The following is a 26,665-nucleotide window of genomic DNA, read 5'->3' as shown; positions in this document are numbered from 1 at the left end:
AACGCATCTCACTTTATCAGCAGCCGTAGTGGAAAAGATGCGCAGAGCAAGTGAGTACAGAGATTACCGGGGGGGGAAAGCGTATTACGACAGATTACAAATCGGTCTGGCACCGGAGGGAAAAGTGGCCGTCTGGTTACAGGGAAGTGGCACTGAGCCTAATTATCGCGTCACCCCGTCAGTCCTGAAAACCGTATCAGGGGATAAATTAGATATTTGCAAAGGGATAACGCGGTTCTCTAATGGCTATGAATACGGAAAAGATACTGAGGACTTTATCAAAGGGAAAAAATATCCTTACGGTAGTTGGTAACCAATCGATTAAACCCTAAAGGATCTTCTCAAGATCCTTTGGGGCCTTGTGGTCATTTTTCAGCCTAAACGTACGATGATTTTCACTATCCAAACTGATCCCTGACCATCGCGGGGTAAACCCTGTCATTCGGAATTCACCAGGGCAATAAACAGCCTGCTGCTAACCCCCATTCAGGCTTACTTTTTCCTTTCCCGTTCCTGTCATTGGTATTACACTTCTCCATAGTTTCTGCATTAATCGCTTTAAATTCATATCTGTTAGCAATTCCTCACGATAATCTTCGCATTCTCTCCATGATCGCCGCCATTTTGTCTTTTATGCTTTCAGGGCTTTACCCATGCTCTGAGTACTTGACGTTCAGCGCAATAAACTTGTTTCCGACATCGCGACACTGCTGTCGTTTTAGTACTGAAAATTAAAGGATAAAATGATGCGTAAATTAACTTCTCTTGTTGTTGCAATGACGCTGGCCCTGGGTGCTGCGAACATCGTTCACGCTGCGGCCGATAACATGACGCCTCCGCCAGCCGGGGCCGACAAAACCATGATGCACCAGCCGCCTCGTCATGGTGGCATGCATGAAATGTTTAAAGGCCTGAATCTGACGGATGCGCAGAAAACGCAAATGCGCGCCATCATGAAAGATGCCCACAAAGATATGAAGCGTCCTTCGCTGGAAGAGCGTCGCGCTATGCATGACATCATTGCTTCAGAGAGTTTTGACCAGGCCAAAGCGACTGCGCAGGCAGAGAAAATGTCCGCCGAGGGCAAAGAGCGGGCAATGAAGATGATGGAGACGCAGAACAAGCTCTATAACGTGCTGACGCCTGAGCAGAAAAAGCAGTTCAATCAGAACTTTGAGAAACGTCTGACTGAAAAGCCGCACCATCAAGGTAAAATGGCTCCAGCAGAAGACTAAGCCCTGCTGAGATAATCTGAGAACGCCGGCGTTGTTCACACTCTTAAGGGTGCGGACAGCGTCGGCGGTTTCGTTTTTGCCCCTCAGGAAAGCGGCAGAATGGGATATTTTCCGCTGAGAATAGGCTTGCAGAGAATTTTATACCCGTCGCTGTCGAAGCCTGGTGGCGTTTTCGTCAGCTCACCGGCCTCAGCGATATCCTCAACCGATCCCAGATAGAACCAGTTGTTGATGATATGAATCTGCTGGTGGGTCAGTCCCTGCTCAACAACGCCTACCGCGCCGTCCCACGGCCAGCACGCTACCCGAACCTGTTCCAGCGCCAGCATCAGGCGTTGATGATGATCTTCCACACTCTCTTTCCCGCAGCAGGCCCCGGCACAGCGCCCAAGGCTGGCACGGAAGCAGGCACGATCTTTATTGACCTTCTCAATTCCCAGCAAGCCCAGGCACAGCCGCTGTTCATCGGCAATTTTTTGCAGCTTTTCCAGCGCGGCGTGACGGCTGGCATAGAGACCAAAAAGGTTTGGCGTATGGGAGAAGTCCAGCTCTTTAGCGTAAACCACGCTCGGCTTGCCGCCGCTGATATGCAGCGAACAGAGCTGGCGGTTTTTCCGCAACCTTTTGTTAAACAGCGGCTGCTGATTTTTGATCATTCGGGCTTCCAGCAGCAGTGCTCCAAGCTCGCCCGCCGTCTGAATAAAGGTGACCTCTCTCGCCAGACGAAGCATTTTCGCCTCATCTGCCGTGCGAAAATGCGACATCACCCGGCTGCGGATATTCACGCTTTTCCCGATATAGAGCGGCATAGTTTCGCTGTCGCCGTGGAAAATATAGACGCCCGGCACCGAGGGCAGGCCTTCAAGAAAGGGACGGAGATGATCGGGGTATTGATAAATCGCCGCAGGTTCAAATTCCAGGCGATGGCTTGCTACACGTCTTGGCACATGTCACTCCGGTTACTGGTTACATGTACAGTGTAGCAGGCTGTCCCCGGAGAAAAAAGCACCAATTAGCGGGTGGCCCGCCAGCAAATCAGTGAGCCAAGCGTGACCATCATCACTCCTTGCCAGAAACTGAATGAGGGGGTGAGCTGAAGCCACAAAGAGGCGAGCAGGGCTGAAAATACTGGCGTGAAGTAAGAAGCCGTGGCTAACAGAGTCATATTGCCGTGCTGAATGCCCCTGTTCCACGCCGAATAAGCCATTGCGGTTGAAGCGGCCATAAACAGAACTTCCATTATGACCACCGGGCTGAAGTGCATCGGTTGCGGCTGACCGCTTACGGCAAACTTGATCCAGAGTGCAATAGCTGTAATCAGGAAAAATAAGGTGACGCCACTCTGGCCCCCGGCATAACGGCGCGTGACATTGTTGTAGAGCGCCCAGGCGATAGCCGCAAAGAATGCCAGTCCATAGGCCAGCGGATTATCCATAACGTTGTGCCACAGCAGCAGCGGCGTCCAGGCGCCATCTCCCTTCAGTACCCAGATAATGCCTCCTGCTGCCAACGCCAGCCCCGGCCAGAGCCACCAGCGAAAGCGCTGCTGATTTAACGGGATAGCTAATAGCAGCGTCAGACTGGGCCAGAGATAATTAATCATCCCTAACTCCAGCGCCTGTGGGCGCGTATGGGCCAGACCAATGGAGATAGCCAGGCAGATTTCGTAACTGACAAACAGCGTACCGCCCCACCATAAATAGCGGGGGGGAAGGTTACGCCAGCGAGGGAAGCCGCCAGCCAGACAGAGGAACAGCGCACTGGCGCTGTAAATCATTGCGGCGCCGCCGGTGGCGCCCAGCGATTCTGCAATAGTGCGGATTAGCCCGACCGTGGTGCTCCATAAAACGATGGCGCAAAGGCCAGTCAGCGTCGCGCGTTGCGATGTCAGTGCCATATCATCCCTGCTGGATCAAAAAAGGGCGGTGTTAGCCGCCCCGCAAGCTTTAAGGAAATTACTTCTTCCAGAAGTCATCAAACACAGTGATCGGCGGACGTCGCTTGTGCTCGGTTTTCAGGTACCAGCCTTCGATGATTTTGGCGGCGGCCTCGTCAATGGTCTTGCCTTCAAGATACTGATCAATCATCTCATAGGTCACCCCAAGCGCCACCTCATCCTGCAGGCCCGGACGATCATCTTCCAGGTCGGCGGTAGGGTGCTTGAGATAGAGATGTTCCGGGCAACCCAGCTCTTTCAGCAGGGCTTTCCCCTGACCTTTATTCAGACGAAAGAGGGGATTGATGTCTGTGCCGCCATCGCCATATTTGGTAAAGAAGCCGGTTACCGCTTCGGCAGCGTGATCCGTACCTACCACCACGCCCGAGCACATGCCGGCAATGCTGTACTGCGCTTTCATGCGTTCGCGCGCTTTTTCGTTACCCCGCACAAAGTCGGAAAGCGTGACGCCCGCATCGCGCAGCGCTTTTTCGCTGGCTAATACCGCTTCTTTGATATTCACCGTCAGCACGCGATCGGCCTTGATAAAATCTATCGCATCCTGACAGTCCTGCTCATCAGCCTGAACGCCATGAGGAAGGCGCACGGCGATAAACTGATAGTCGTTTGACCCCGTTTCTTCCCGCAGCTCCGAAATGGCAAGCTGGCTGAGTTTGCCCGCCAGCGTGGAGTCCTGGCCGCCGCTGATGCCTAAAACCAGGGATTTGATCCCCGGATATCTCTTCAGATAGGACTTCAGAAAGTCAACGCTGGTGCGAACTTCCTGTTTTACGTCAATAGTGGGTTTTACACCCAGCGCTTCAATAATTTCCTGTTGCAGAGCCATTTACTTCTCCTCTGTTCAATCCGCTTTAAGTGCGGTGATGACAAGTCGCCTCAGGTAAAACTAGCCTGCCCGGCGTGAAACAACAAGAATCAATCCTGCTGTTTCAACGCTTTTAGCTGATTATTCTGGCTTTTTCGGTTTCTGCGCCAGCAGCACAAACATCGTTATCGCCAGCATATAGCAGCCAAAGATGGTGGCGGTCATAGTCAGAACCGAGGTTCCGCCGATGCCGGTTACAGGAACAGCAATTCCCCCCAGCGTAAACATCGTTACGCCCATCACTGCTGAAGCGCTGCCGGCACGGTGACCCTGACTTTGCATTGCCAGCGAGGCGGCTGCCACGCCTACGGCGCCGTTACTGGCGACACTGAAGAAGAGTGCGACCAGCACCACCGGCAGGGCGGCTCCGCTCAGGCCGGTGATCAGCAGGCTGCCTGATGAGAGGAAAGCCAGCGCCAGAGCACCCTTCACTACGCGATATTCACCCCATAGCGGACTGAGACGCGCACTGATTTGAGATGCAAGGATCAGACCAACACCGTTGGCCGCAAAGCAGAAGCTGAATGCCTGAGGCGACAGGCCATAAATCTGCTGCAGCACAAAGGGGGAGGCGCCGATATAGGCGAACATGCCGGACATCATAAAGCCCTGAGTCAGGCAGAAGCCCATAAACGGACGATGTTTAACTACCTGCCCCAGCACGGCCCACGCCGAGAAAAATGAACCCTGGCTTCGCCGCGCCGGGATCAGCGTTTCATGAAGTTTGACCTTCGCCAGCACGAACAGCAGGGCGGCAATGGCCGCAATCACCATAAACAGTCCGCGCCAGTCCAGCACCGCCATCAGCGCACCCCCCATAACGGGCGCGGCGATAGGGGCAAGACCGTTTACCAGCATCAGCAGGGCAAAGAAACGGGTAAGCTCGTGTCCGCTGTACATATCACGGGCAATCGCCCGCGACAGTACCGCACCGCCTGCGCCGGAGAGACCTTCAAAGAGGCGAGCCAGCAGAAGCTGGTTAATATCCTGGGCCAGCGCGCAGCCAACCGAGGCGATAAGTAGCAACACCAGCGACAACAACAATGGCCGGATACGGCCATATTTGTCGCTCATCGGGCCAAAAATCAGCTGGCCCAGCCCCAGACCCAGCAGACCGGCGGTCAGACTAAGCTGCGCAGTCGCGGTGGGCGTTTGCAGATCCCGAGCCAGCGAGGGCAGGGCGGGAAGATAAAGATCGATACAAAGCGGCCCTAACGCCGCAAGAAGGCCTAGCGTAATGGCATAGCCAAGACGATTGGGATGTGCAGGTGTCATTTTTCCTCTGTCTTAAATAGGAGATCCGTGAGTTTTTGGTATAAGGCGTAGAGTTTTTCTGCTGACGCTTTCTGTGGCGTCAGTCGGCGAAAGGTGGTTCCTTCCACCAGCACAGCAAACATCTCCACGCAGGCGCAGATATGCTCGTCGCTGAAGTGGGGGTACTCTTTTTTCAGGTTCTGGCAGGCGTGCGAGAACATGCGGTTATCCGCCTCCACCATCATTCTGGCGACCAGCGGATTGCGGGTGGCTTCTGCAGCCACTTCCAGCATTAATGCTTCATCATCTTCATCCAGCACGTGACGCCAGGCCAGTAGGCCCGGCAGGTTAGCAGCGGTGGCCGTTTGTTCAATATGAATCAGGCGCGAATCGATAATGCGTTTAACGATCTCTTCAATGATGGCGTCTTTATTGGTGAAGTAACGGTAGATTTGCCCGACGCTCAGCCCTGCCTCTGCCGCCAACTGCGCCATGCTGGCGCCGTGAAAACCTGACCGGCGAAAACAGCAGCGTCCGGCTGCAACGATCTGATCCTGCCGCTGGCGATGGCGGGCATCGCGGGCTTTATTCGGTGTACTCATCCTGACCTTTACCCACAGGGGTTGAGCTGCCAGCCGGACGCCCCAGGGACGTTATGCTGAGAGCGAACGTTCATTCTCAAAGCGCGCATTATAAGCTTCAGTCGGGGAAGGCGCACGGAATTTTACTTTTTTGCGGCCATAAAGTTGATAAATCAGCATTTATGTTCCAGGCTTATCCCTACATGGAAAAATCAACGAGGAATAAAAACATGAAAAAGTTAACTGGATTTATTGGTGCTGCTGTTGCGCTGGCCGTATTATCAGGCTGTACTGCTTACGATCGTGCAGAAAGCTACGTAACCAAACCCGTTGTGCAGGACGTGAAAAAAGGGATGACCCGTCAGCAGGTTCGTGACATCGCCGGGCCACCTTCTACCGAAATCACTATGGTTCACGCTCGCGGTACCTGTCAGACCTATGTTCTGGGCGAGCGTGACGGCAAGACACAGACCTACTTTGTCAGCTATGCTGACACAGGCCGCGTCATGAATTACGGCTTCCAGAGCTGTAAAGAGTACGATACCGATCCGCAGGCTGCTCAGTAATCTTAGCGCCGGTATCATAAAAAACGGTCACTTCGGTGGCCGTTTTTTTTGCCCCTTTTCGGGCCGCAGTATAAAAAGCCAGCCCTGACAGGTCGTCAGGGCTGGCTGGTTTACAGGCCGGGCGGGCGGGGCACTTCAAGGTAACGCCCATCAATATCCCGACGGTAATAGTGTCCTTCCTCAACGTAAAAGCGCTCGCCATTATAATCAAGCGCGTGCATCTCGCCGCTGACAGACTCAGACGGCGGCTGCACGACAACATAAGTATTATCTTCCTGCCGTTGATAGTAGTGACCGTTCAACGCATAGTAGGTCAGCCCACCGATCAGCACGGCTGCTGCAGCCTCGGGCAGGAAAGAGAGATGCCCCGGCCCGCCGCCGCCGTGATGCCAGTCTGGCCCTGGTCCATGTCCCCAGCCACCCGGATGGGCGGAGACCAGCGCTGGTGATAACAACGTAAAGGCCAACAGTGTACACATCACCTTTTTCATAAGGTTTCTCCTGGTTCTGACTGAGGCTAACATTACGCCGGGCCGGACAAAACGCAAGAGGCAGCCCTCCGCTATTGTGGGTTGCTTACACTGCTTAACGCATTCTTAACTCTCTCTCCATGATGGCTGTCAGATTGCCTCTTTGCGCTCGCCAGGCCAGCAGGCCAGATCTGCCGTCATCCGCTTTTCCGGCTGCAGCAGCGTCATCGCCAGCATGCTGCAAAAAGCGATAGCAGCCGTCGCGCTGAACATGGCGTTATAGCCAAAGTTCTGTGCCAGCCAGCCGCTGAGCAGAGGGGAGATAATTGATGCCAGATTAGCAATGGCAAGCGTGATGCCGCTGTAGGTGCCAACGGTAGATTTTGGCGTAACGTCGATCACCACCGACCAGTAGACATTGTTGACTAATGCATTCAGCGCGTTGCCCAGCGCCATCATCAGGATAATCCCGGCGGCGGAAGGCATATAAGGTATAGCCATAAAGCAGGCCGCCGTCAGGAGCAGCGTGACGGAAGCAAAGAGGTTGCGTGCCAATCTTAAATTATTGAAATGCTTCAGTAGCTTATCAGCAATTTTCCCGCCAAGAAGTACTGTAAAGCAGGCGCCGCTCCAGGGGATCATCGCCACGTACCAGAGAGAGTGCAGATCGTAATGGAAACTGTCCTGCAGATATTTTGGCCCCCAGGTCACCAGGGTGAAGGTGATGTAGAGGAAAGAGAAATAGCCCAGGGCATTACATACCAGCGTACGGTTGGTAAAAAAACGCCACCACGGCAGACGTGGCCCGCTGGCCGCTTCTGCCTGACCATCAGCGATCAGGGCGCGTTCTTTAGCGGTTACCGCTGGATGTAACTCAGGCGTATCTGCAAAGACTTTAGCGAACAGCAGCATTGCAGCCAGCGAGAAAATACCCAGCAGTACAAACATTACCCGCCAGTCACCGGTTAACAGCAACAGGCCCACCGCGATTGGCGCGGTAAGCAGTGCGCCTACCTGCGTACTCAGCAGGCCGATGCCTAAGGCAAAACCCCGCTCGTTATCCGGCGCCCAGTTTGCAATGGCTTTATTCATCAGTGCATAGGCCGGACCTTCAGCGAAGCCAAACAGCACGCGCATCACTGCGAATCCCATAATGGCGGAGCCGCTGAACAAGGCGATACCTGCTTCGCCCGCCCAGGCGGTTGCGATCTCCAGCAGTGACCAGAGAATACCCGCCATCAGCCACACTTTTCGGGTACCCAGGCGGTCTGCAAGAAATCCGCCGCACAGGGAACCAAACAGGTAGCCAAAGCCAAAATAGCTCAGTACTGCGCCGAGCTGGATTTTACTGAAATGGAACGCCTCAGCAATATCGTTAGCGGCAAAGGAGAGTGCTCCGCGATCGATGTAATTGATCAGGGCAATGAAAAACAGCATGGCAAAGATGCGGTAACGATAGCGATGGTGGGCGGCAACAGTCATAGATTTTCTTCCTTACGTCTCAGGTAAGGTAACTGAAGCAACATTAATGCCAGAATTCAGACCAAATGGTAAAACTTGACACTGCGGGGGATGAAACAGAGTAAGAGAGGGGTGCAGCAGGGCTTCTCTGGCCTGCTGCACCCGGATGGAACGCTAACCGCTGCTTTAAAGTGCAGGTTAAGCTGGTACGCTCAGCGCTTTCTGACTACGTGACCAGATGCGGTGGGCACCCATAGCGGAGAGGAACTCACTCATAAAGACGCCTTCTGCTTTACTGTCCTCAATAATGCCTTCCTCCTGTTCGGTTTCACCCAGCCCGAACTGAGATTTAAAGCGCCGCGCGTCCCCACTCAGGCCAATCACCTTCAGGTGCTTATAGGCTTCCAGCAGGAAGTAGCGGGCATCACCACTTAACAGCAGGGCATCAATATTGCCATCCGGGACGATAACCGCATCGAATGTCAGCGAAGGCAGACCGCTAAAGGTGGCGTCAACCGGCAGGTCTGAGCCATCATCAGCGCGAACGCGCCCCATATGTGGTGCCAGCAGTTTGGCATGGACACCCTGCGCTTTCAGCTCCTGAAGAATTGCCAGCGTATCGGCCGCCATCACGCCGTCGCTCATCAGCAGGGCTACCTGCCGGCCTTTAATTGAACCGCTTGGCACGGCATAAAGGCTCAGACTGGCATCTTTCTTCAGGCCGTTGACATCTTTCGGCGGTGCGGTGTGCATTTTCTCATCGGAAAGGGCAATCCCCAGATTCTGGGCTACGCCATGCGCCAGCGAAACGTCAATATGCACCAGATGATCCACCACGCGTTCACGGATATATTCCCGGGCAACCTTGCTCAGTTCAAACGAGAATGCATCAATAATATGCTGCTGCTCCACCGGCGTCTGGCTGCACCAGAAAAGGCGAGGCTGGGAATAATATTCGCCAAAGGAGGGGCTGCGCTCGCGCACCTTGTGGCCTTCAATACGTTCCTGATGGCTTTCAAACCCGCCGCGATGAGGGGCAGAGGGGGTTTCACGCGGCCAGTTATCATTGATGGAGTTAGGTTCGTAATTTGCCGGATTGGTATCAATATCCATCCGGTGCATGCCCTGACGCTGGAAGTTATGGTAAGGGCAAACGGGGCGGTTGATCGGGATCTCATGGAAGTTGGGTCCGCCCAGACGGCTAATCTGCGTATCCGTATAGGAGAAGAGGCGGCCCTGGAGCAGCGGATCGTTAGAGAAATCCATGCCGGGCACGATATGACCGGGATGGAAGGCGACCTGTTCGGTCTCAGCAAAGAAGTTATCCGGGTTACGGTTGAGCACCATTTTGCCAATCAGCTCTACCGGGACCAGCTCTTCCGGGATAAGTTTGGTGGCATCGAGCAGGTCGAAATCAAATTTGAATTCATCCTCTTCCGGGATCAGCTGCACGCCCAGTTCATATTCGGGGAAATCGCCCGCTTCAATGGCTTCCCACAGGTCACGGCGGTGGAAGTCAGGATCGCGGCCGGTGAGTTTTTGCGACTCATCCCACAGCAGAGAGGCTTTACCCGCTACCGGCTTCCAGTGGAAGCGTACAAAGGTGGCTTTGCCTTCCGCGTTGATAAAGCGGAAAGTGTGGATGCCAAAGCCTTCCATCGTGCGGTAGCTGCGCGGAATACCGCGATCGGACATCGCCCAGATCACGTTATGCAGCGTTTCTGGTTGCAGCGAGACGTAATCCCAGAAGGTATCGTGCGCACTCTGGCCCTGCGGAATTTCGTTATGCGGCTCAGGTTTCACCGCATGAACAAAATCAGGGAATTTGTGGGCGTCCTGAATAAAGAACACCGGCGTGTTATTGCCAACCAGATCAAAGACGCCTTCTTCGGTATAGAACTTGGTCGCCCAGCCGCGAATATCCCTGACCGTATCAGCCGATCCCGCTCCCCCCTGTACAGTTGAGAAACGCACGAACACAGGCGTGACCTGCTGCGGGTCGCGCAGGAAATCGGCTTTGGTAACGTGGCTCATATTTCGGTAGGGCTGAAAATAGCCATGCGCAGCCGAACCCCTGGCGTGCACTATGCGCTCCGGAATTCGCTCATGGTCAAAATGGGTAATTTTTTCCCGCAGGATAAAATCTTCCAGCAGGGTGGGACCTCGCGTGCCCGCACGCAGTGAATTCTGGTCGTCCGCAATACGGGTGCCCTGATTGGTGGTCAGCGGGAAATTCTCGCCGCCTTTACGGAAGGTTTCCAGCGCATCAAGTTTGGCATTATGCGTATCAGGCGCCTTCAGGCTACCCGGTGCGGTAGGTTGTTTACCTGGCGCGGTAGGTTCCGCTAAAGGTTTGTGTGAACCATCTTCAGGGGCTAACGAATCCATGCCTGGTTTGGCGGAGTCGGGGCCGGTTAAGGGGGCGTTATGGCTCAGTTCCTTGTTATCGGTTTCTTTCGACATCGTCACTTATTCCTGTAGTTGTGATCCTGGACTTCAGTAACTATAGAACAGGGAAACGGATATGCCTGGAAACAGAAGGGATAATCAGTGGAAAGCAGAGAGAACAGGTGTTACGCCCGGGAAAAGTAACCGGGCTGGTGAAAACCAGCCCGTTGAGCGAGTTAGCGATGAGCTAACTCCACTTCATTGTCTGCATCGGCATTAAGCAGCGTTTTATCAGTCTGCTTCAGCCACTGGCTGGTCAGCGTACCGGCTGTCATAGAACCGTTAACGTTCAGTGCCGTGCGGCCCATATCAATCAGCGGCTCGATGGAGATCAGCAGGGCAACCAGCGTGACCGGCAAGCCCATGGTGGGCAGGACAATCAGCGCAGCGAAGGTCGCACCGCCGCCCACGCCAGCCACGCCAGCCGAGCTAAGGGTGACAATGCCTACCAGGGTAGCAATCCACATCGGGTCGAAGGGATTAATGCCTACCGTTGGCGCCACCATGACGGCGAGCATGGTGGGATAAAGGCCTGCACAGCCATTCTGACCGATAGTGGCACCGAAAGAGGCAGAGAAGCTGGCAATAGATTCCGGAATGCCAAGACGGCGGGTCTGCGCTTCGACGCTTAACGGGATAGTGGCGGCGCTGGAGCGACTGGTAAAGGCGAAGGTGATCACCGGCCACACTTTACGGAAGAAACGCTTGGGATTGACGCCATTAACGGCGAGCAGCAAAGCATGGACGGCGAACATAATCGCCAGGCCCAGATAAGAGGCCACCACAAAACCACCCAGCTTGATAATGTCATTGACGTTTGAGCTGGCCACCACTTTAGTCATCAGCGCCAGCACACCATAGGGTGTCAGCTTCATGATCAGGCGAACCAGCTTCATTACCCAGGCTTGCAGCACATCAATCGCTGCCAGCACGCGTTCGCCTTTCGGCTTGTCATCACGCAGCAGGTGGAGCGCGGCCACGCCCAGGAACGCGGCAAAAATGACCACGCTGATGATTGACGTCGGGTTTGCGCCCGTCAGATCGGCAAACGGGTTTTTGGGCACGAACGAGAGCAGCAGCTGCGGCGTGGAGAGGTCCGCCACTTTGCCCACGTAGTTATTTTGCAGCGCGGCAAGACGAGCGGTTTCCTGAACGCCCTGCACCAGACCGGAGGCGTTAAGGCCAAACAGCCAGGTAACGAAAACGCCCACCAGCGCGGAGATGGCGGTGGTAAACAGCAGCACGCCGATGGTCAGTACGCTGATTTTACCCAGTGAAGAAGCATTATGCAGGCGGGCAACGGCGCTCAGGATTGAGGCGAAGACCAGCGGCATAACGATCATCTGCAACAGTTGCACGTAGCCATTGCCGACGATATTGATCCAGCTGATGGACTCTTTCAGCACCGGGCTTTCTGAGCCATAAATTGTGTGCAGGGCCAGACCAAACAGTACGCCCACTACCAGCCCAAGCAGGACCTTTTTCGACAGGCTCCAGTGGGCGGCACCGCATTTAGCCAGGATAACTAACAGGGCAACAAAGGCCACCAGGTTAGCAATTAATGGAAGGTTCATTCCCAGTACTCCAGTGAGGACGACGTAATCCCTACGTCTGTAAACGGATAATTTTCATCGCGCACTAAGTGCGTCCAGTGGAGGAATGGTAACAGTTAAGACTGAGGCTGCTATATATCCAAAAGGAATGGTTTATAACAATTAGGCTTAAATTGAGTGTTTAATGCGCATTTTGCATCTTTATCAGGCGGTTCATGCTGGTTTCCACAGAATTAACCACTGTTGTTGTCCAGCCAGATGCACCAAAAGGGAGCGAACCGGCAGGAAACCACATCGCAAAGCCTACTAAAGCAAGACACAAGGCTCGCTCCAGTTGATTACCTTTTTGACTCCTGAGCAGAGGCAGGCGAAAACGCCAGCGGCAGGGCCAGAGCAGGGGGACGCCAGCGGGGGTCAGCATATCGGCCGCGATATGGCTCAGATAGCCGAGTACCAGGCCCTGAAACACATCCGCCGGGATCACCCACTCTTTTGGCACTTTCAGATGAAACAGCGCCACGCCGCCCAATACCGCAAGCAGGCTGTGGGTAAAACCACGATGACCAAACAGGCGGGCGATGGGTTGCGAGATCCAGCGAAAGCGCTGCCCCAGCGTGGATTTGGGATGATCAATATCCGGGAACAGGCAGGTCAGCAGCGTCGCAGGCACGATATGCCACCAGTCGCCATTGGCCAGTTCTGGCGTCAGCTCGGCACGTTTGGCAAAAATGGCACTGGCGATGGCAAATATTACATGGCCTTCGGCCGTCATAGGGATACCTGGCTGCAGAACTGTCGATGCATCCAGTATAGGGGATATATACAGTAGAAGAAATATGTGACGCTGTAACGAAAGATTAATTTTTTAACGTTTCAGGCCATTTTTACCGCAATCTCCTTAATTTTGGCATCATGGCGCACGCAGAGACCGGGCGTTGCCCGGCCTGAACAACATTATCCGTGCAGATCGGCAGAGGTAAGCTCTGTCAGGGAGTTCAGCTTCACATTAGCCAGTGACCAGCGAGGGTCATCAGCATACTCCTTCGCGGGAATAACCACAGAACGCATTCGTGCCGCTTTAGTGGCAATCATACCGTTCAGGGAATCTTCCAGCGTCACGCAGTTAAGCGGATCAACGCCCAGACGTGCTGCGGCATCAAGATAGACCTGTGGGTGGGGTTTGCTGTAAGGCAACGCCTCGGCGGAGGCGAGCACATCAAAATAGCTGCGCAGCTCAAACAACTCCAGTACGCGCTCAAGCATGTGCAACGGAGAGGCTGAAGCAAGCCCGATTTTTAATCCTTCCGCACGGCACAGTTTCAGGGCCTGCTCCACGCCCGGCAGCAGGGGACGACTCTCTTCTACCAGGGTCATAGCGCGGGTAATGATGCGCTGGGTGACCTCCTCCTGCGAAGGGCCGTTCCAGGGCAAAGTTTCATGCCACATCCGCACCACCTGATCGATGCGCAAACCCAGAGTGTCCGGCAGCTCGCTCCGTCGGGTGAGGTCGATGTTTAACGTTGAAAACACATCCATCTCCGCCTGATCCCACAGCGGTTCAGAATCTATCAGCAGACCATCCATATCAAAAATAGCGGCAAGCACTGGGCGTGAATAAGACATATTGCGGCTCCGTTAACTAATTTGACTTACCTTAGCATGAACTCTGAAACGACAACATCCGGGGTTAAGGGCATCATTCCCGCCTTTTCACACGACACCGCAACTTTTTTCAGGCACATTTCCTCCCCTGAAGGTAAACTTACCTCCTTAAACCTTAGTCAGGAGAAAGCATGACTTATCAACAAGCTGGACGGGTCGCCATCCTCAAGCGAGTCGCTGGCTGGATTATTTTTATTCCGGCGCTGATTTCCACACTGATATCACTGATGACCTTTCTGGAAAAGAGCCGTGAAAAGCGCGAGGGGATCAATGCGGTTATGCAGGATTTCTCGCACGTGATGATCGACATGATCCGCTTCAATACCCGCTTCCTGGATATGTTCTGGAATCACTCACCGCAGCCAGATTTCAACCACGGCAGCAACGTTACTTTCTGGATTATCTACATACTGATTTTTGTCGGGCTGGCCCTGCAGGCTTCCGGGGCAAGAATGTGGCGGCAGTCGCGACATCTGCGTGAGGGAATTGAAGATCAGCTGATTCTGGAAAATGCAAAAGGGCCGGAGGGACGTACGCGCCAGCAGCTGGAAGAGAGAATTGTGGTGCCGCGCCACACTATCTTCCTGCAATTTTTCCCGCTCTATGTCTTACCTGTGTTGATTGCAGTGGCGGGCTATTTTGTTCTGAAGCTGCTGGGCTTTATCTACTGACACACCGGCCTGAGAGCGCTGTCAGGCCGGGCGGGCGTGCAGTTCATCCGCATCCAGCAGCGCACCAACGGCCTGCTGTGCTTCACCAAGCCAGTAACCGCCAAAGACGTTAGCCCGGTTGAGTAAATAGTAGAGTTGATAGACTGGCTGGCGCAGCAGGTAATCCTCCGGCAAAGGCCAGACGGACTCATAGCCCTCAATAATTTCCAGAGGCAGATCTTCATACCAGCCGAGCATGGCTAAATCGCACTCTCTGTCCCCCCAGTAGCAGGCTGGGTCAAAGATCCACGGGCCGCTGCTGCTGCCTCCACAGTTTGCCGGCCACAGATCACCGTGGAGCAGAGAAGGTTGGGGATGATGGCTGCTTAACCTTCTCTGGGCACAATGAATAATTAATTCACTGTCGCCATACAGAATGCCTTTTTCAGCGGCCAGCTGCAGCTGCCACCCGATACGCTGTTCTGCAAAAAAAACTGACCAGCGCTTCAGCCAGCTGTTGGGTTGCGGTGAGGTAGTGAGATTATTATCGTAGTCCAGACCAAACTGCGCCTGTTCGCTCCACTGATGAAGCTGCGCAAGCTGCTGGCCCAACTCCCTTGCGCTGACTTCATTCAGCGGCTGCAAGGGGATGTATTCAAGCAGCAGAAAGCTCACATCACGATCGCTTCCTACGCCATAAACAGCCGGTACACGCACGGTTTTGGTCCGGGCAAGTAGCTGGAGCTGGTCCGCTTCCCAGGCAAAGAGATGCAGCATCTCCCGGCTGTTGCATTTTACAAACACCTCATGCGCACCATAACGAATATGCCACGTCGGATGGACATCGCCGCCCGGAAGCTCAGTACGCTGGTTGATTTCAGCATCGCCAAACTGCTCACTCAACAGACGACTAATGGCTGACCACATAGCGGTTTCCTCTTTTCGCTGTATGTTGCAGGAGAAACTGATAATAACGCTTAAAGAATAATCAAAACCAGCGCTTGCGCAATGCATGGCACATTTTTATATAAACTCAGCTTTTGCTGTCGCGGAGAAATTCTTCCCACGTCTCTACTTCAACCTCTGGCTTCTCGCCAAGGACCATTTCGCCCAGACCTTCGGCCTGTTGCCGAATCTGCTCTTTACCCAGGGCGCTGGTGATGCCAAAGCTGTTAGTACCCAGCTCGTGCGGGTGTCCCTCTTTATCACTCAGAGAGGTGGTAAAGCCGCCTGTGGTCAGCGCACTGTTTAGCTCCAGGATATCGGTCAGCCCCTCTTCCTGATAGCGAAACGTCACCACATATTGCGTAATATCAGATGCACTCATTATTCACCTCGTTGTTTAACCGTGAATTTTCAGCATAGCCCATTGGCGATAAAAGGAGGAGGCCAGGCGCTATTGTTGCTAATGCAATTAATTATCATTATTATCCGCTTAGCCTTTTTATACTCAATGACCGGAGCCCGACGTGCCACTTAAGCCAAAATTTGCTGTTCTTGCTACCTTGCTGGCCCTTTCATCTTCTGCCTTAGCGACAACTTATCCTGTCACGCTTACCGACAGTGATGGCAAGCAAATCACGTTGCAGCAGGAGCCGCAACGGGTGGTACTACAGGATGGCAGGGACATACTGACGCTGGCTTTGCTGGATCGTGACGATCCCTTTCATCGTCTGGTTGCCTGGAACAATCTGTTGAAAAAAAGCGATGCACCTACCTGGGAACTGATGGAAAAGAAGTGGCCTGCAGCGAAAAAAATTATCGATATGGGCTTCAGCGACAAAGGCGAGGTTAACCTTGAGAGCGTGGTAGCTGAACATCCGGATCTGATGATTGCGCAGCTTCGCTCAAAGCCTTCGCTGGTGCAGGGTGGCGTACTGGATAAAATGAAGCAGCTCGGTATTCCGGTGCTGTTTATTGATACCTTTGAGCACCCGGTAGAGGATACGCCGAAAAGTGTCACCGCGCTGGGCATCGCGCTGAACCGGGAATCTGAAGCCAAAGCCTACACGGATTTTTATCAACAGCATTATCAGGCTATCGTCACTAAAACGCGTGACGTGAAGCCACAACCTCAGGTTTTTATTGAGGCCAAGGCGGGGCTGGGCGGCCTTGAATCCTGCTGCTTTACGCATGCTCATGTTGGCTGGGGAGCAATGGTAGAAGCGGTAGGCGCAAAAAACATTGGTTCGAACCTGCTGCCGGGGGCAACGGGTGACATCTCCCTGGAGAAAGTGATCGCCATGAAGCCAGACGTCTATATTGTCTCGGGTTCGCAGTGGGCCAGTAAAAGCAATGCAGCCGTGCCGTTTGGTTACAACGTCACGCAGGCTCAGGTAGATAAAGCTTTCGATAATATGAAACAACGGCCAGGCTTTGCAGAAGTCTCAGCCATCAAAAACGATCGCTTCTACGGCCTTTACCATAACTTCTATAACCATCCTTACAACATTGTAGGACTGGAATATCTGGCAAAATTTATTTATCCGCAGCAGTTTACACAACTTGACCCGGCTAATACCTGGAAAGAGATTGTCACGCGTTTTACCAAAGTTCCGCTGGGTGAAGGGGTGTTGGGCGCGCAGGCGCCAGTAAAATAATTTTTCCTGCTGGCTGGAATGAGAAGTAGGCGAGAAGGGTGGCCTCAATAAGCCATCCTTTTTATTGCCTTAGAGGCCAGGGAAAAGAATGCTGCCAGAGACGTCGTTTACATTAGGATACTCTTTGACATGCACAGAAACATTATTTCCTCTTTTCAGAGAAGATTCTTATTTACCCTGCGCTGCAAAAGCCGCAAATAACCCTTATAATGCGCGCCGTTAATGGGAATCTTCCCATTCAGAGTCTGTTCAGGCAGGGTTGCCTGGTAAAAAAAGCGATTTCATAAAATGTTACGATTCTTACCATAAAAGGCATTGATCGTCCTGCGAAACGCTTCACACTCCTCTTTTTTAATCTGTCGTACGGGTCACAATTAATGAAAGCGTTTAACAAGCTCTCTGTAGTTCTTTTACTCTCCGGGAGCGCGCTCTGTCAGCAAGCTCTGGCGGACAACAACGTCTTTACGGTCATGGATGACCCCTCCACGGCAAAAAAGGATTTCGAAGGAAATGCCGCCGCTGGCTATCTGGCGCAGACTGGTAACACCACCAGTTCTTCCTTAACTGCCAATACCAACATGACCTGGTATCAGCCGAACACCGCTTACAGCTTGTGGGGCAACGCCAGTAATACCTCTTCCAACGATGAGCGTTCTGCTGAAACCTATCAGGTGGGTGGTCGTACGCGTTATAACCTGAACAGCTTTGACTACCTGTTTGGTCAGGCAAGCTGGTTGAGCGATCGCTTCAACGGTTATGATGGTCGTTCCTTCCTCGCTGCCGGTTATGGTCGCCAGCTGTTGAATGGCCCGGTTCACTCACTGCGTGTGGAAGCGGGTCCTGGCGTACGTTATGACGACTACCATGACGGCGGTCACGACACCACCGCGCTGGCTTATGGCGCGCTGAGCTACCAATGGCAATTGACCGACACCACTAAGTTCATTCAGGGTGTCTCCGTGTTGGGAAGCGACGATACGACAGTTAACTCCGAAACGGGTCTGCAGGTAGCGATCAACGATCACTTCTCGCTGAAGCTGGCTTACAACGTGACCTGGAACCAGAACCCGCCAGAGTCTGCGCCGGATAAAACTGACACCAAAACCACGGTTATGCTCTCTTACGCCATGTAATCTGAGGCAGGCCGCCTCGGCGGCCTGTCCGATTGCTACTCTGCTGAATTTGGGCGAGAAAAAACCGCCCCGGTGGGCGGTTGGTTAACTCTTAGTTGATCACTACGCTGGCCGAACTCTGGCCGTTGTGGGATAGCCAGTATTCCCATTGTCATGGGTATGGTCAGGTTCAGGTTCTGTTAAAACGATATAATTCGCTCCTTTACCCTCACGCACTAACGTCACTAACTCACCGGCGCGAGGTTTAGAGTCAAAATCATGTTCCTCTTCAATGCCAGTATCATCAAATGTCACAGTTATTTTCATTTGCCTTCCTTCTTCTGATAAACCCGGTCATTACCTCTTGGGTAGTTGGCTGACCCTTACCTGTAGAATTTTAGCTGTTCCTGAAAATTGGCGCGCATAACTTCCTTCTGCTGCATCTCAATCTTATATGCGAGAACTCGCTGCTTCAGGCACTATTTTTAAGCAACCCCTGACGCGACCAAATCAACGTTGATCTTCTCTCGCTCTTCTTTGAAGCGTGCATCCGAGTTGTGGCTCATGTGTCAACTTTTACCTTCTGACGTCATGAAAAGCAGAGAGAAGGGCGAATGGATGTGCTCTGTCGAACTCTTCAAAACTCATGCAGAAATAGTGAATCCCAATGCCAGAAACGCCAGGTGAAGGGCTTTACTGTCTTTAGCACAGGAAGGCAAAAGAGGAAAAGAGAACGACTTTAATGATAAGTTCACATGGCAATGATAACGGCATTAAAATTTGCCGGCGTTGACGATGACAATCGGATCAGGCTGTAAGTGCTTCTTTTCCAGCGATTGCTTGCCGTGCAATTTCATCTCCTGGTGTGTAAGATACTAGTCCCTCGAGAGTTTATGCGAATTCGCCACTTTCGAATATGTGTACCAGGCTGTGTACCAAATCGACAAATGTGAGTTGATTTCAAGTTGCAACCTCCTGATGTACAATGAAAAAATTATTTTTGTATGTAGCCTTTCGTGTGGGTTACCACTGCAACTAAGGATGTAAAATGCCCGTTATTACTCTTCCTGATGGAAGTCAGCGCTCTTATGATCAGGCCGTAAGCGTGATGGATATCGCTCAGGACATCGGTCCTGGCCTGGCGAAAGCCTGTATCGCCGGCCGCGTAAATGGTGAGCTGGTGGATGCGGTTGATCCGATCACTGAAGACGCCAGCGTCGCTATCATCACTACTAAAGATGAAGCCGGTCTTGAGATCATTCGCCACTCCAGCGCCCACCTGTTGGGACACGCTATCAAGCAGCTATGGCCAGACACCAAAATGGCGATTGGTCCGGTTATTGACAACGGTTTCTACTATGACGTTGATATTGACCGTACGCTGACTCAGGAAGATATTGAGCAGCTGGAAAAGCGCATGCACCAGCTGGCTGAAACCAATTATGACGTCATCAAGAAAAAAGTGAGCTGGCAGGAAGCGCGCGATGCGTTTGCCGCGCGCGGTGAAACTTATAAAATGGCGATCCTGGATGAAAACATCAGTCATGATGATCATCCTGGCCTCTATCATCACGAAGAATATGTTGATATGTGCCGAGGGCCGCACGTGCCTAACATGCGCTTCTGCCATCACTTTAAGCTGCAGAAAATTTCTGGTGCTTACTGGCGTGGCGACAGCAACAACAAAATGTTGCAGCGCATCTACGGTACCGCCTGGGCGGATAAAAAGCAGCTGGCCGCCTATCTGCAACGTCTGGAAGAAGCAGGCAAGCGTGACCACCGTAAAATCGGCAAGCAGCTTGACCTCTACCACATGCAGGAAGAAGCGCCTGGCATGGTGTTCTGGCACAATGATGGCTGGACTATTTTCCGCGAGCTGGAAGTCTTTGTCCGCAGCAAGCTGACTGAATATGACTATCAGGAAGTGAAAGGTCCGTTGATGATGGACCGCGTGCTGTGGGAGAAAACCGGCCACTGGGAAAACTATAAAGAAGCGATGTTCACTACCTCTTCAGAGAATCGTGAGTATTGCATCAAGCCCATGAATTGCCCCGGACATGTGCAAATTTTCAATCAGGGTCTAAAATCATACCGCGACCTGCCGCTGCGTATGGCGGAGTTTGGTAGCTGCCACCGTAACGAGCCGTCAGGTGCGCTGCACGGTTTGATGCGCGTTCGTGGCTTTACCCAGGATGATGCCCATATCTTCTGTACAGAAGAGCAGGTGCGCGCCGAGGTAAACAGCTGTATCCGTATGGTGTATGATATGTACAGCACCTTCGGCTTTGAAAAAATCGTGGTGAAGCTTTCTACCCGTCCGGTAAAACGCATTGGCACCGACGAGCAGTGGGATCGTGCTGAAGCCGATCTGGCCGCTGCGCTGAAAGAGAACGATATTCCGTTCGAATATCAGCCGGGCGAGGGCGCCTTCTACGGCCCGAAAATTGAATTTACGCTGCATGACTGCCTGGATCGCGCATGGCAGTGTGGCACCGTTCAGCTCGACTTCTCACTGCCGGGCCGTCTGAGTGCCTCTTACATCGGCGAGAATAATGAGCGTCAGGTGCCGGTGATGATTCACCGTGCCATTCTGGGTTCTGTGGAGCGCTTTATCGGTATTCTTACCGAAGAGTTTGCCGGGTTCTTCCCAACCTGGCTTGCTCCAGTACAAGTAGTGGTGATGAATATCACCGATGGCCAGTCCGAATATGTTGCAGAATTGACCCGAAAACTGCAGAATGCGGGCATTCGTGTAAAAGCGGACTTGAGAAACGAGAAGATTGGCTTTAAAATCCGCGAGCACACTTTACGTCGTGTGCCCTATATGTTGGTCTGTGGTGATAAAGAGGTGGAAGCAGGCAAAGTTGCCGTTCGCACCCGCCGTGGTAAAGACCTGGGCAGCATGGACGTAAACGACGTGATCGCGAAGCTGCAGGATGAAATTCGCAGTCGCAATCTTCATCAACTGGAGGAATAAAGTATTAAAGGCGGAAAACGAGTTCAACCGGCGCGTCCTAATCGCATTAACAGAGAAATCCGCGCCACAGAAGTACGACTGACTGGCGTCGATGGCGAGCAGATTGGTATTGTCAGTCTGAATGAGGCTTTAGAAAAAGCTGAGGAAGCAGGCGTTGATTTAGTTGAAATCAGCCCTAACGCCGAGCCGCCCGTTTGCCGTATCATGGATTACGGCAAATTCCTTTACGAAAAAAGCAAATCTTCTAAAGAACAGAAGAAGAAGCAAAAAGTTATCCAGGTTAAGGAAATTAAATTCCGTCCTGGTACCGATGATGGCGACTACCAGGTAAAACTACGCAACCTGGTTCGCTTTCTCGAAGAGGGCGACAAAGCCAAAATCACGCTGCGATTCCGTGGTCGTGAGATGGCGCACCAGCAGATCGGTATGGAAGTGCTTAACCGCGTCCGTAAAGATCTTTGTGAAGACATGGATTTGGCGATTGTCGAATCCTTCCCTTCGAAGATCGAAGGTCGTCAGATGATCATGGTGCTGGCTCCGAAGAAGAAGCAGTAGGCCCTAAAGTAATCGAAGTCCGGGCTTCGGCCCGGACTTTTATTCGCCTGTCTGGTTCATTTTATTAACAATGCGAAGTGGATGTTTTAAATGCCAAAGATTAAAACTGTACGTGGCGCGGCTAAGCGCTTCAAGAAGACTGCCTCTGGCGGCTTCAAGCGTAAACACGCAAACCTGCGTCATATTCTGACCAAAAAATCTACTAAGCGTAAACGTCACCTGCGCCCTAAAGGCATGGTTTCTAAAGGCGATCTGGGTCTGGTTATTGCCTGCCTGCCGTACGCATAAGTCTATTTTTTCCATTCAGAATATTAAACAGGAGAGCTAAATGGCTCGTGTAAAACGTGGTGTTGTTGCTCGCGCACGTCACAAAAAAATCTTAAAACAAGCTAAAGGCTATTACGGTGCACGTTCACGTGTTTACCGCGTTGCCTTCCAGGCTGTTATCAAAGCTGGTCAGTATGCTTATCGCGACCGTCGTCAGCGTAAGCGTCAGTTCCGTCAGCTGTGGATCGCGCGTATCAACGCAGCGGCACGCACTAACGGTATCTCTTACAGCCGTTTCATCAATGGCCTGAAAAAGGCTTCTATTGAGATCGACCGTAAGATTCTGGCTGACATCGCCGTATTCGACAAAGTGACCTTCGCGGCACTGGTTGAAAAAGCGAAATCAGCTCTGGCGTAAGTCAGGTGAAAGAGGGAGCTTGCTCCCTCTTTTATTTTCTGTAACTAAAGCAAAAGATTGACTTTTCTGCCCATCAGCCTTTCAATAGCTCCACTTTTTTGGCGATGGCGGCGACAGACAAGGTAACGCAAGCATGAGTTCGGCTATTTTCCGTTTCTTTTTTTACTTTAGCACCTGAACATCGGGGGCTTGTGCGCAAAGAAAAGAAACGAAAAATCGCGCTTAAAGCCTCCCCAGTGGAGGCTTTTTTGTTTCTGGCGTAGCTGATATCGGACGAACTCTCGTCCTCATATAAAAACAGACCGGCCACGGCGGCTGGAAGAAGAGGAAAGCATGTCACATCTCGCAGAACTGGTGGCGAACGCGAAAGCGGCCATTGCTGATGCTCACGATGTTGCCGCGTTAGACACGGTACGCGTTGAATATCTCGGGAAAAAAGGACATCTGACGCTGCAGATGACGACGCTGCGCGAGTTGCCAGCGGAAGATCGTCCGGCAGCAGGTGCAGTGATCAACGAAGCGAAACAGCAGGTTCAGGAAGCGCTGAACGCCCGCAAAGAGTCGCTGGAGTCCGCTGCACTGAATGCTCGCCTGGCAGAAGAGACCATTGATGTTTCGCTGCCTGGCCGTCGCATCGAAAACGGCGGCCTGCATCCCGTTACCCGTACGATTGACCGTATCGAAACCTTCTTTGGCGAACTGGGCTTTGCGGTAGCGACCGGTCCGGAAATTGAAGATGATTATCATAACTTTGATGCGCTGAACATTCCGGGACACCACCCCGCGCGTGCCGACCATGACACCTTCTGGTTCGATGCCACCCGCCTGCTGCGTACGCAGACCTCTGGCGTGCAGATCCGCACCATGAAAAACCAGCAGCCACCTATTCGCATTATTGCGCCAGGCCGCGTGTACCGTAACGACTACGATCAGACCCACACGCCAATGTTCCACCAGATGGAAGGGCTGATCGTGGATAAAAATATCAGCTTCACCAATCTGAAAGGGACGCTGCACGACTTCCTGAACAACTTCTTTGAAGAGGATCTGCAGGTTCGTTTCCGTCCTTCCTATTTCCCGTTTACCGAACCTTCTGCAGAAGTGGATGTGATGGGCAAAAATGGCAAATGGCTGGAAGTGCTGGGCTGCGGCATGGTTCACCCTAATGTTCTGCGTAACGTCGGCATCGATCCGGAAATCTATTCAGGCTTCGCCTTTGGTATGGGGATGGAGCGTCTGACAATGCTGCGCTATGGCGTGACCGATTTGCGCGCCTTCTTCGAAAATGATTTACGTTTTCTCAAACAGTTTAAATAAGGGCGGGTCTTCCTATGAAATTCAGCGAACTCTGGTTACGTGAGTGGGTTAACCCGGCTATTGATAGTGCAGCGTTGTCAGAACAGATCACCATGGCGGGCCTGGAAGTTGACGGTGTGGAGCCGGTAGCCGGTGCTTTTCACGGTGTGGTAGTGGGTGAAGTGGTGGAGTGCGGCCAGCACCCAAATGCAGATAAACTGCGCGTGACTAAGATCAACGTGGGCGGCGATCGTCTGCTGGATATCGTGTGCGGCGCGCCGAACTGCCGTCAGGGATTAAAAGTGGCTGTGGCCACGGTAGGCGCGGTTCTGCCGGGTGATTTCAAAATCAAAGCCGCCAAACTGCGTGGCGAACCGTCTGAAGGAATGCTTTGCTCTTTCTCTGAACTGGGCATCTCCGACGATCATGATGGCATTATCGAACTGCCACTGGAGGCTTCACCAGGTACGGATATCCGTGAATACCTGAAGCTTGATGATAACACCATTGAGATCAGCGTCACGCCTAACCGCGCAGACTGCCTGGGCATCATCGGGGTTGCCCGTGACGTTGCTGTGCTGAATAAGCTGGCGTTACACGAGCCAGAGATCACGCCGGTAGCGGCCACCATTCAGGATACTTTCCCGATCCGGGTTGATGCGAAGGAAGCGTGCCCGCGTTATCTTGGCCGCGTGATTAAAGGCATTAACGTTAAGGCAGCCACGCCGCTCTGGATGAAAGAGAAACTGCGTCGCTGCGGCATTCGCTCTATCGACCCGGTTGTCGACATCACTAACTTTGTACTGCTTGAGCTGGGCCAGCCTATGCATGCGTTCGATCTTGACCGTATTGACGGCGGCATCGTGGTGCGCATGGCTGAGGAGGGTGAAACCCTGAAGCTGCTGGATGGCACAGAAGCAAAACTGAATGCCGATACCTTAGTGATTGCCGATCATCAGAAAGCGCTGGCCATGGGCGGCATCTTTGGTGGCGAACACTCTGGTGTGAACCAGGAAACGGCCAATGTGCTGTTCGAATGTGCTTTCTTCAGTCCTCTTTCTGTTACCGGACGCGCGCGTCGTCATGGCCTGCATACCGATGCTTCCCATCGTTATGAGCGTGGCGTGGACCCACAGCTGCAGTTTAAGGCTATTGAACGGGCGACTCGTCTGCTGCTTGATATCTGCGGTGGCGAAGCGGGGCCGGTGATTGATGTGACCAGCGAAGCCGATCTGCCCAAACGTGCCACTATTACCCTGCGTCGTGAAAAGCTGGATCGTCTGATTGGTCATGTGATTGCCGATAACGACGTCAGCGACATTCTGCGTCGTCTGGGTTGCGAAGTGACCGAAGGTGCGGGCTCCTGGCAGGCGGTTGCCCCAGGCTGGCGTTTCGATATGGAAATCGAAGAAGATCTGGTGGAAGAGGTCGCCCGCGTCTACGGCTACAACAACATTCCGGATGTGCCGGTACAGGCTGGTCTGGTGATGACCAGACACCGTGAAGCCAATCTGTCGCTTAAGCGCGTCAAAGCGCTGCTGGTAGACAAAGGTTATCAGGAAGCGATCACTTACAGCTTCGTCGATCCTAAAATCCAGGCCCTGCTGCACCCAGGCGAAGAGAACCTCGTTCTGCCAAGCCCGATCTCTGTAGAGATGTCTGCAATGCGCCTGTCGCTCTGGACCGGACTGCTCTCGGCTGTGGTGTATAACCAAAATCGTCAGCAGAGCCGCGTGCGTCTTTTCGAAAGCGGATTGCGCTTTGTCCCTGATACACAGGCAAACCTGGGCATCCGTCAGGACGTTATGCTGGCCGGTGTAATCAGCGGAACCCGTTATGAAGAACATTGGGATCTGGCGCGTCAGGCAGTTGACTTCTATGATTTAAAAGGCGATTTGGAATCCGTTCTCGACCTGACCGGTAAATTATCTGATATTCAGTTCCGCGCTGAGGCTAATCCCGCTCTGCACCCGGGGCAGAGTGCGGCAATTTATTTGCACGATGAACGTATCGGTTTTCTGGGTGTGGTTCATCCGGAACTTGAGCGGAAACTGGATCTTAACGGCCGTACCGTGCTGTTTGAACTGGAGTGGGATAAGGTGTCAGACCGCGTCCTGCCTGATGCGAGCGGGATTTCTCGTTTCCCGGCAAACCGCCGTGATATCGCTGTTGTTGTGGCTGAAAACGTGCCTGCAGCAGATATCATCGCAGAGTGTAAGAAAGTTGGCGTAAATCAGGTAGTTGGCGTAAACTTGTTTGACGTGTACCGCGGTAAGGGCGTAAATGAAGGTTTTAAGAGCCTCGCTATCAGCCTGATTTTGCAAGATACCGGCCGGACACTCGAAGAAGATGAGATTGCTGCTACCGTTGCAAAATGCGTAGAGGCACTGAAAGAGCGATTCCAAGCATCCTTGAGGGATTGAACCTATGGCGCTTACAAAAGCTGAAATGTCTGAATACCTGTTTGAAAAGCTGGGGCTGAGCAAACGGGATGCCAAAGAGCTCGTAGAGCTGTTTTTCGAGGAGGTACGTCGTGCCTTGGAAAACGGTGAACAGGTTAAACTGTCAGGATTTGGCAATTTCGACCTTCGCGACAAAAACCAACGTCCGGGACGTAACCCCAAGACTGGTGAAGATATTCCCATCACGGCGCGTCGTGTGGTGACTTTCCGGCCCGGACAAAAGCTGAAAAGCCGGGTTGAAAACGCAACACCGAAAGAAGAGTGATTTCTGCCAGT

At 52.8% G+C, this 26,665-nt stretch carries 28 protein-coding genes and 1 other annotated feature; of the genes, 14 read left to right on the top strand and 14 right to left on the bottom strand.

The window, feature by feature from the left end:
• Together SD961_RS20065 and spy are read left to right on the top strand one after the other, a co-directional pair.
• On the top strand, nucleotides 1-313 hold a 313-nt coding region (locus tag SD961_RS20065), incomplete at its 5' end, for a DUF2931 family protein (RefSeq protein WP_318792094.1).
• Between the two features lie 433 nt (nucleotides 314-746).
• Complete coding sequence (spy, locus tag SD961_RS20060) at nucleotides 747-1,235, top strand: ATP-independent periplasmic protein-refolding chaperone Spy (RefSeq protein WP_318792096.1); 489 nt, start codon at nucleotides 747-749, stop codon at nucleotides 1,233-1,235.
• Nucleotides 1,236-1,318: 83 nt separating this feature from the next.
• On the opposite strand, the gene cho is transcribed toward spy, so the two are convergent.
• The 5 genes from cho to SD961_RS20035 all read right to left on the bottom strand — a co-directional run bounded on the left by cho (nucleotide 1,319) and on the right by SD961_RS20035 (nucleotide 5,913).
• The gene (cho, locus tag SD961_RS20055) at nucleotides 1,319-2,182 is read right to left on the bottom strand and encodes an excinuclease Cho (protein ID WP_318792093.1); all 864 of its coding nucleotides are present in this window, start codon (nucleotides 2,180-2,182) and stop codon (nucleotides 1,319-1,321) included.
• A 65-nt stretch (nucleotides 2,183-2,247) separates the two neighbouring features.
• Nucleotides 2,248-3,132: an aromatic amino acid DMT transporter YddG gene (gene yddG / locus SD961_RS20050; RefSeq protein WP_318792092.1), complete on the bottom strand. Its 885-nt coding sequence runs from the start codon at nucleotides 3,130-3,132 to the stop codon at nucleotides 2,248-2,250.
• A gap of 58 nt (nucleotides 3,133-3,190) precedes the next feature.
• Nucleotides 3,191-4,018 carry an ammonia-dependent NAD(+) synthetase gene (nadE, locus tag SD961_RS20045; protein ID WP_318792091.1) on the bottom strand — a complete coding sequence of 276 codons (828 nt, stop codon included), beginning with the start codon at nucleotides 4,016-4,018 and terminating at the stop codon, nucleotides 3,191-3,193.
• A gap of 120 nt (nucleotides 4,019-4,138) precedes the next feature.
• A complete protein-coding gene (locus tag SD961_RS20040; protein ID WP_318792090.1) occupies nucleotides 4,139-5,332 on the bottom strand; it encodes a multidrug effflux MFS transporter in 1,194 nt (397 codons plus the stop codon).
• Nucleotides 5,329-5,913: a TetR/AcrR family transcriptional regulator gene (locus SD961_RS20035; RefSeq protein ID WP_318792089.1), complete on the bottom strand. Its 585-nt coding sequence runs from the start codon at nucleotides 5,911-5,913 to the stop codon at nucleotides 5,329-5,331. Before SD961_RS20035 ends, SD961_RS20040 begins: the two co-directional genes overlap by 4 nt.
• 209 nt (nucleotides 5,914-6,122) lie before the next feature.
• Between SD961_RS20035 and osmE the strand changes: the two genes are divergently transcribed.
• Nucleotides 6,123-6,458, top strand: a complete 336-nt coding sequence (osmE, locus tag SD961_RS20030; RefSeq protein ID WP_318792088.1) for an osmotically-inducible lipoprotein OsmE — start codon at nucleotides 6,123-6,125, stop codon at nucleotides 6,456-6,458.
• 110 nt (nucleotides 6,459-6,568) lie between these two features.
• Here osmE and SD961_RS20025 read toward each other — a convergent pair whose 3' ends face one another.
• From SD961_RS20025 to hxpB, 6 genes are all read right to left on the bottom strand, one after another.
• Nucleotides 6,569-6,949: a DUF6515 family protein gene (locus SD961_RS20025; RefSeq protein ID WP_318792087.1), complete on the bottom strand. Its 381-nt coding sequence runs from the start codon at nucleotides 6,947-6,949 to the stop codon at nucleotides 6,569-6,571.
• Between the two features lie 129 nt (nucleotides 6,950-7,078).
• On the bottom strand, nucleotides 7,079-8,410 hold the full coding sequence (locus SD961_RS20020) for an MFS transporter (RefSeq protein WP_318792086.1): 1,332 nt from the start codon (nucleotides 8,408-8,410) through the stop codon (nucleotides 7,079-7,081).
• Nucleotides 8,411-8,587: 177 nt separating this feature from the next.
• Nucleotides 8,588-10,852, bottom strand: coding sequence for a catalase HPII (gene katE / locus SD961_RS20015; protein WP_318792085.1), 2,265 nt, complete (start codon nucleotides 10,850-10,852; stop codon nucleotides 8,588-8,590).
• A 161-nt stretch (nucleotides 10,853-11,013) separates the two neighbouring features.
• Nucleotides 11,014-12,411 carry an L-cystine transporter gene (locus tag SD961_RS20010; protein WP_318792084.1) on the bottom strand — a complete coding sequence of 466 codons (1,398 nt, stop codon included), beginning with the start codon at nucleotides 12,409-12,411 and terminating at the stop codon, nucleotides 11,014-11,016.
• A gap of 160 nt (nucleotides 12,412-12,571) precedes the next feature.
• Entirely contained in the window at nucleotides 12,572-13,162 is a 591-nt protein-coding gene (locus SD961_RS20005; protein WP_318792083.1) for a metal-dependent hydrolase, read from the bottom strand.
• Nucleotides 13,163-13,344: 182 nt separating this feature from the next.
• A complete protein-coding gene (hxpB, locus tag SD961_RS20000; RefSeq protein ID WP_318792082.1) occupies nucleotides 13,345-14,013 on the bottom strand; it encodes a hexitol phosphatase HxpB in 669 nt (222 codons plus the stop codon).
• Nucleotides 14,014-14,183: 170 nt separating this feature from the next.
• On the opposite strand from hxpB, the gene SD961_RS19995 reads away from it, so the two are divergent.
• On the top strand, nucleotides 14,184-14,723 hold the full coding sequence (locus SD961_RS19995; RefSeq protein WP_318792081.1) for a YniB family protein: 540 nt from the start codon (nucleotides 14,184-14,186) through the stop codon (nucleotides 14,721-14,723).
• 21 nt (nucleotides 14,724-14,744) lie between these two features.
• Here the strand turns inward: SD961_RS19995 and SD961_RS19990 are convergent, their stop codons facing one another.
• Together SD961_RS19990 and ghoS are read right to left on the bottom strand one after the other, a co-directional pair.
• Nucleotides 14,745-15,629: a fructosamine kinase family protein gene (locus SD961_RS19990; RefSeq protein ID WP_318792080.1), complete on the bottom strand. Its 885-nt coding sequence runs from the start codon at nucleotides 15,627-15,629 to the stop codon at nucleotides 14,745-14,747.
• Between the two features lie 106 nt (nucleotides 15,630-15,735).
• Nucleotides 15,736-16,029, bottom strand: coding sequence for a type V toxin-antitoxin system endoribonuclease antitoxin GhoS (ghoS, locus tag SD961_RS19985; RefSeq protein ID WP_318792079.1), 294 nt, complete (start codon nucleotides 16,027-16,029; stop codon nucleotides 15,736-15,738).
• A 142-nt stretch (nucleotides 16,030-16,171) separates the two neighbouring features.
• Between ghoS and SD961_RS19980 the strand changes: the two genes are divergently transcribed.
• Both SD961_RS19980 and SD961_RS19975 read left to right on the top strand, forming a co-directional pair.
• The gene (locus tag SD961_RS19980) at nucleotides 16,172-17,302 is read left to right on the top strand and encodes an ABC transporter substrate-binding protein (RefSeq protein ID WP_318792078.1); all 1,131 of its coding nucleotides are present in this window, start codon (nucleotides 16,172-16,174) and stop codon (nucleotides 17,300-17,302) included.
• 377 nt (nucleotides 17,303-17,679) lie between these two features.
• Nucleotides 17,680-18,435, top strand: a complete 756-nt coding sequence (locus SD961_RS19975) for a YdiY family protein (protein ID WP_318792077.1) — start codon at nucleotides 17,680-17,682, stop codon at nucleotides 18,433-18,435.
• A gap of 102 nt (nucleotides 18,436-18,537) precedes the next feature.
• Here SD961_RS19975 and SD961_RS19970 read toward each other — a convergent pair whose 3' ends face one another.
• Nucleotides 18,538-18,741, bottom strand: coding sequence for a hypothetical protein (locus SD961_RS19970; protein ID WP_318792076.1), 204 nt, complete (start codon nucleotides 18,739-18,741; stop codon nucleotides 18,538-18,540).
• Nucleotides 18,742-19,462: 721 nt separating this feature from the next.
• Here SD961_RS19970 and thrS point away from each other — a divergent pair.
• The 8 genes from thrS (at nucleotide 19,463) to ihfA (ending at nucleotide 26,654) form a co-directional block, all read left to right on the top strand.
• Entirely contained in the window at nucleotides 19,463-21,391 is a 1,929-nt protein-coding gene (gene thrS / locus SD961_RS19965; protein ID WP_318792075.1) for a threonine--tRNA ligase, read from the top strand.
• Nucleotides 21,392-21,394: 3 nt separating this feature from the next.
• Nucleotides 21,395-21,946 carry a translation initiation factor IF-3 gene (infC, locus tag SD961_RS19960; RefSeq protein WP_152322585.1) on the top strand — a complete coding sequence of 184 codons (552 nt, stop codon included), beginning with the start codon at nucleotides 21,395-21,397 and terminating at the stop codon, nucleotides 21,944-21,946.
• Between the two features lie 90 nt (nucleotides 21,947-22,036).
• Nucleotides 22,037-22,234 (top strand): 50S ribosomal protein L35, encoded by a 198-nt coding sequence (rpmI, locus tag SD961_RS19955; protein WP_004157374.1) that lies wholly within the window; start codon nucleotides 22,037-22,039, stop codon nucleotides 22,232-22,234.
• A gap of 40 nt (nucleotides 22,235-22,274) precedes the next feature.
• Nucleotides 22,275-22,631 (top strand): 50S ribosomal protein L20, encoded by a 357-nt coding sequence (rplT, locus tag SD961_RS19950; protein ID WP_318792073.1) that lies wholly within the window; start codon nucleotides 22,275-22,277, stop codon nucleotides 22,629-22,631.
• 128 nt (nucleotides 22,632-22,759) lie between these two features.
• Nucleotides 22,760-22,884 (top strand) — a sequence feature (Phe leader region).
• A complete protein-coding gene (gene pheM, locus SD961_RS19945; protein ID WP_306213151.1) occupies nucleotides 22,765-22,809 on the top strand; it encodes a pheST operon leader peptide PheM in 45 nt (14 codons plus the stop codon). Its footprint overlaps the feature before it by 45 nt.
• A gap of 80 nt (nucleotides 22,885-22,964) precedes the next feature.
• Nucleotides 22,965-23,948: a phenylalanine--tRNA ligase subunit alpha gene (gene pheS / locus SD961_RS19940; RefSeq protein ID WP_318792072.1), complete on the top strand. Its 984-nt coding sequence runs from the start codon at nucleotides 22,965-22,967 to the stop codon at nucleotides 23,946-23,948.
• Nucleotides 23,949-23,962: 14 nt separating this feature from the next.
• On the top strand, nucleotides 23,963-26,350 hold the full coding sequence (gene pheT, locus SD961_RS19935) for a phenylalanine--tRNA ligase subunit beta (protein WP_318792071.1): 2,388 nt from the start codon (nucleotides 23,963-23,965) through the stop codon (nucleotides 26,348-26,350).
• Nucleotides 26,351-26,354: 4 nt separating this feature from the next.
• Nucleotides 26,355-26,654 carry an integration host factor subunit alpha gene (ihfA, locus tag SD961_RS19930; RefSeq protein WP_056234587.1) on the top strand — a complete coding sequence of 100 codons (300 nt, stop codon included), beginning with the start codon at nucleotides 26,355-26,357 and terminating at the stop codon, nucleotides 26,652-26,654.
• The last annotated feature ends 11 nt before the right edge of the window (nucleotides 26,655-26,665 follow it).

This window comes from Erwinia sp. MMLR14_017 (assembly GCF_033657285.1).
GTDB lineage: Bacteria > Pseudomonadota > Gammaproteobacteria > Enterobacterales > Enterobacteriaceae > Erwinia.
The sequence above is the reverse complement of the archived record's forward strand: the minus strand, read 5'-3'. Positions and strand labels throughout refer to the sequence as shown.

What these genes read in the sequence shown, in the direction of transcription:
- SD961_RS20020 (WP_318792086.1), bottom strand. Translation starts at nt 8,410, where the DNA reads ATGACTGTTGCCGCCCACCATCGCTATCGTTACCGCATCTTTGCCATG.
- hxpB (WP_318792082.1), bottom strand. Translation starts at nt 14,013, where the DNA reads ATGTCTTATTCACGCCCAGTGCTTGCCGCTATTTTTGATATGGATGGT.
- pheT (WP_318792071.1), top strand. Translation starts at nt 23,963, where the DNA reads ATGAAATTCAGCGAACTCTGGTTACGTGAGTGGGTTAACCCGGCTATT.
- rpmI (WP_004157374.1), top strand. Translation starts at nt 22,037, where the DNA reads ATGCCAAAGATTAAAACTGTACGTGGCGCGGCTAAGCGCTTCAAGAAG.
- SD961_RS20025 (WP_318792087.1), bottom strand. Translation starts at nt 6,949, where the DNA reads ATGAAAAAGGTGATGTGTACACTGTTGGCCTTTACGTTGTTATCACCA.
- katE (WP_318792085.1), bottom strand. Translation starts at nt 10,852, where the DNA reads ATGTCGAAAGAAACCGATAACAAGGAACTGAGCCATAACGCCCCCTTA.
- SD961_RS20005 (WP_318792083.1), bottom strand. Translation starts at nt 13,162, where the DNA reads ATGACGGCCGAAGGCCATGTAATATTTGCCATCGCCAGTGCCATTTTT.
- rplT (WP_318792073.1), top strand. Translation starts at nt 22,275, where the DNA reads ATGGCTCGTGTAAAACGTGGTGTTGTTGCTCGCGCACGTCACAAAAAA.
- nadE (WP_318792091.1), bottom strand. Translation starts at nt 4,018, where the DNA reads ATGGCTCTGCAACAGGAAATTATTGAAGCGCTGGGTGTAAAACCCACT.
- SD961_RS19975 (WP_318792077.1), top strand. Translation starts at nt 17,680, where the DNA reads ATGAAAGCGTTTAACAAGCTCTCTGTAGTTCTTTTACTCTCCGGGAGC.
- SD961_RS19995 (WP_318792081.1), top strand. Translation starts at nt 14,184, where the DNA reads ATGACTTATCAACAAGCTGGACGGGTCGCCATCCTCAAGCGAGTCGCT.
- SD961_RS19970 (WP_318792076.1), bottom strand. Translation starts at nt 18,741, where the DNA reads ATGAAAATAACTGTGACATTTGATGATACTGGCATTGAAGAGGAACAT.
- SD961_RS19990 (WP_318792080.1), bottom strand. Translation starts at nt 15,629, where the DNA reads ATGTGGTCAGCCATTAGTCGTCTGTTGAGTGAGCAGTTTGGCGATGCT.
- SD961_RS20040 (WP_318792090.1), bottom strand. Translation starts at nt 5,332, where the DNA reads ATGACACCTGCACATCCCAATCGTCTTGGCTATGCCATTACGCTAGGC.
- SD961_RS20035 (WP_318792089.1), bottom strand. Translation starts at nt 5,913, where the DNA reads ATGAGTACACCGAATAAAGCCCGCGATGCCCGCCATCGCCAGCGGCAG.
- yddG (WP_318792092.1), bottom strand. Translation starts at nt 3,132, where the DNA reads ATGGCACTGACATCGCAACGCGCGACGCTGACTGGCCTTTGCGCCATC.
- pheS (WP_318792072.1), top strand. Translation starts at nt 22,965, where the DNA reads ATGTCACATCTCGCAGAACTGGTGGCGAACGCGAAAGCGGCCATTGCT.
- osmE (WP_318792088.1), top strand. Translation starts at nt 6,123, where the DNA reads ATGAAAAAGTTAACTGGATTTATTGGTGCTGCTGTTGCGCTGGCCGTA.
- ghoS (WP_318792079.1), bottom strand. Translation starts at nt 16,029, where the DNA reads ATGAGTGCATCTGATATTACGCAATATGTGGTGACGTTTCGCTATCAG.
- spy (WP_318792096.1), top strand. Translation starts at nt 747, where the DNA reads ATGCGTAAATTAACTTCTCTTGTTGTTGCAATGACGCTGGCCCTGGGT.
- ihfA (WP_056234587.1), top strand. Translation starts at nt 26,355, where the DNA reads ATGGCGCTTACAAAAGCTGAAATGTCTGAATACCTGTTTGAAAAGCTG.
- SD961_RS20010 (WP_318792084.1), bottom strand. Translation starts at nt 12,411, where the DNA reads ATGAACCTTCCATTAATTGCTAACCTGGTGGCCTTTGTTGCCCTGTTA.
- thrS (WP_318792075.1), top strand. Translation starts at nt 19,463, where the DNA reads ATGCCCGTTATTACTCTTCCTGATGGAAGTCAGCGCTCTTATGATCAG.